Below are 2,155 nucleotides of genomic sequence, written 5' to 3' on the forward strand. Positions count from 1 at the left end.
GTGGGGCAGCCGGTGCAGGTGCGCGCCCTTTGCTGGCGGCCCGGGCGCAGGCTCCGGCACGCCGTCATCCAGGGCGGCTGACCCAGCGAATTAGGTGGAATGCACGGCAACCTCTTCAAGCTGCGCGGATTCGCGACCAGCCGCACCTGCCCCCTCTGCGGCGGCGAGACCATGCGCACGGAAGCGTATGGCGTGCTGGACACGCTGCTGAGCGTGGTGAAGCTGCGGCGGCGATGGTGCCGCCGGTGCCTTCGCCAGTGGGTCGCGCCGCGCAACCTTCACCCGCCACGCGACGAGCCCTACCTCTAGACGCGCCACGGCCCGCCTCCCTCACCGGGAAGCGGGCCGTTTCGGGCGCAGGCGGACGGGCGACCAGCCGCCGGTGACCAGGGTCATCACGGCCCCGCCCGCCCGCGTGCGCCACCGGCACCCGCGGCACACCCGCATCCCCCGTGCAGACGCGGCGCTGCCCTCCGGTCCCGCGGGCTTGCCGTACGATGGGAATCACCCGGCGGCACGCCCCGCGCCCGGCGGAGCGGTCCGCCGCAGGATGGCGATGGGCCCCGTGAACGAAAAGGCCGCTTCTCCCGCGGGTGGAAAGAATGGCGAGGTGGTATCGGCGATCCACCGGCGGGCCGACGCGATGTCCTCGCCCCCGCCCCCGCCCTCGACCGCGGCGATCACGTTGCTCTGGGTGACCAGGTAGTCCAGGAGCGCGTCCCGGCTGAACACGACGTCGTTGCGGTAGCGCTGAAGGTGCGCCGGCCCGAAGCCGTCGGCGCGCCAGGCATCTTCGTCGTCCCAGCGGATGGCGGCCCGCGGCGGGCTGGGGTACCGAAGCAGGTATTCCCCGCGCCACCAGGCGTCGAACTCGTCGTGCCGCTCGCCGCGCAGGCCGCCGAACCAGTTGTCGTAGGCCAGCACCCACCCGCCCGCCCTCACCACCCGCCGTGCCTGGGCCATGAATCGCTCCCAGTTCAGCCAGTGGATCACCTGGCTGAGCGTCAGCAAGCCGAACGCGCTCTCCGCAAACGGAAGCAGCCCGGCGGATGCGGCGGCGAACGCCATCCCCTCGTCGCGGGGAGCCCGGGCCACCATGGCGGGGGACGCGTCGATGCCCACCACCCGCCGCGCCAGCCGGCCCACCGCCCGCGACGAAAGCCCGGTGCCGCACCCCACGTCGAGCGCCAGGTCCACCATGCCCACCCGCGTGGCAACCAGCTCCATCACCACGGGATGGAAGAACGGGCGTCCGCGCGAGTAGCGGTCGGCGGCGGTGCGATGGACGAACGGGTTCATGCCCGGACGTCTGCAAGTGCCGGCCCGCGCTACTGGATCCGCAGCCCCAGCCCGATGGAGGTGGTGCCCAGCATGTCGCCCTGGAAGCGGGGGATCACTGCGCCGCGGAGCGAAAGGACCAGCGCCGTGTGCAGGATGAGGGGCGTCGACGCGTCCAGCCGTCCCTGCAGCCCCAGCGCGCCGCCCTCCTCCTCCCCGCGAAAGTACTCCGGCCCGGCTAGCACCCGGGTGGTGGATCCCGACGGCCAGGATCGTGAGACGCCCACGAGGGCACCCACGGAAAGCAGCACCGGGAAGGTATCGAAGCACCCTCCCGCCGGGTCCATCACGCACATCAGGTCGCCGCCCATGGACGACTGCGCCCCGGCCGTCACCGCGCCGACGAGGGTTCCCGCGCCGGACGGGCCCAGGTTCACCCCCACCACCAGGTCGGCGGCCGCCCCGCCGCGGTTCACGTACGAGCCGCCGCTGCCCGTCCGCACGCTCAGGCTGGCATCCACCGACACGGGAAAGGGCTGCTGGGCCGATGCCGCGGGGGCCAGCACGGCCGCGGCGCCAAGGCACAGGATGAAAAGGCGCTCGATCATGGAGGGGACCCTCTCGAGAAACGGGTGGACGGGAAGCTCGCTGAAGGAAGGCGCGGAAACAACGGTTCAGCGCGCCGGATCGTGACGTGGGCGCGGGGACCTCGGCTGCCGTGGGGCCCTCACCCGTCCTCGCCTAGGCTCGTCCACCCTCTCCCACAAACAGCGTGGGAGAGGGGGTACACACCAGACTCGGGAGGGGTGCGTCTGGTGCCGGAGCAGCGACGGAGCCCTGTCATCCAGAGGCCCAGGCGCACCGCACTGGCCCGCAG

General features: G+C 72.6%; 3 protein-coding genes. 1 reads left to right on the plus strand and 2 read right to left on the minus strand.

Annotation, left to right across the window (positions count from 1 at the left end; all coding sequences use genetic code 11):
* Positions 1 to 99: 99 nt before the first annotated feature.
* The gene (locus tag VIB55_RS21185; RefSeq protein WP_331878664.1) at positions 100 to 309 is read left to right on the plus strand and encodes a hypothetical protein; all 210 of its coding nucleotides are present in this window, start codon (positions 100 to 102) and stop codon (positions 307 to 309) included.
* Positions 310 to 504: 195 nt separating this feature from the next.
* Here the strand turns inward: VIB55_RS21185 and VIB55_RS21190 are convergent, their stop codons facing one another.
* Both VIB55_RS21190 and VIB55_RS21195 read right to left on the minus strand, forming a co-directional pair.
* Entirely contained in the window at positions 505 to 1,299 is a 795-nt protein-coding gene (locus VIB55_RS21190) for a class I SAM-dependent methyltransferase (protein WP_331878665.1), read from the minus strand.
* 29 nt (positions 1,300 to 1,328) lie between these two features.
* Complete coding sequence (locus VIB55_RS21195; protein WP_331878666.1) at positions 1,329 to 1,886, minus strand: hypothetical protein; 558 nt, start codon at positions 1,884 to 1,886, stop codon at positions 1,329 to 1,331.
* Positions 1,887 to 2,155 lie beyond the last annotated feature (269 nt).

Source organism: Longimicrobium sp. (genome assembly GCF_036554565.1).
Taxonomy (GTDB): Bacteria; Gemmatimonadota; Gemmatimonadetes; order Longimicrobiales; family Longimicrobiaceae; genus Longimicrobium.

Excerpts from the sequence above, each read along its gene's own strand:
- VIB55_RS21185 (WP_331878664.1), top strand. The coding sequence starts at position 100 with ATGCACGGCAACCTCTTCAAGCTGCGCGGATTCGCGACCAGCCGCACC.
- VIB55_RS21190 (WP_331878665.1), bottom strand. The coding sequence starts at position 1,299 with ATGAACCCGTTCGTCCATCGCACCGCCGCCGACCGCTACTCGCGCGGA.
- VIB55_RS21195 (WP_331878666.1), bottom strand. The coding sequence starts at position 1,886 with ATGATCGAGCGCCTTTTCATCCTGTGCCTTGGCGCCGCGGCCGTGCTG.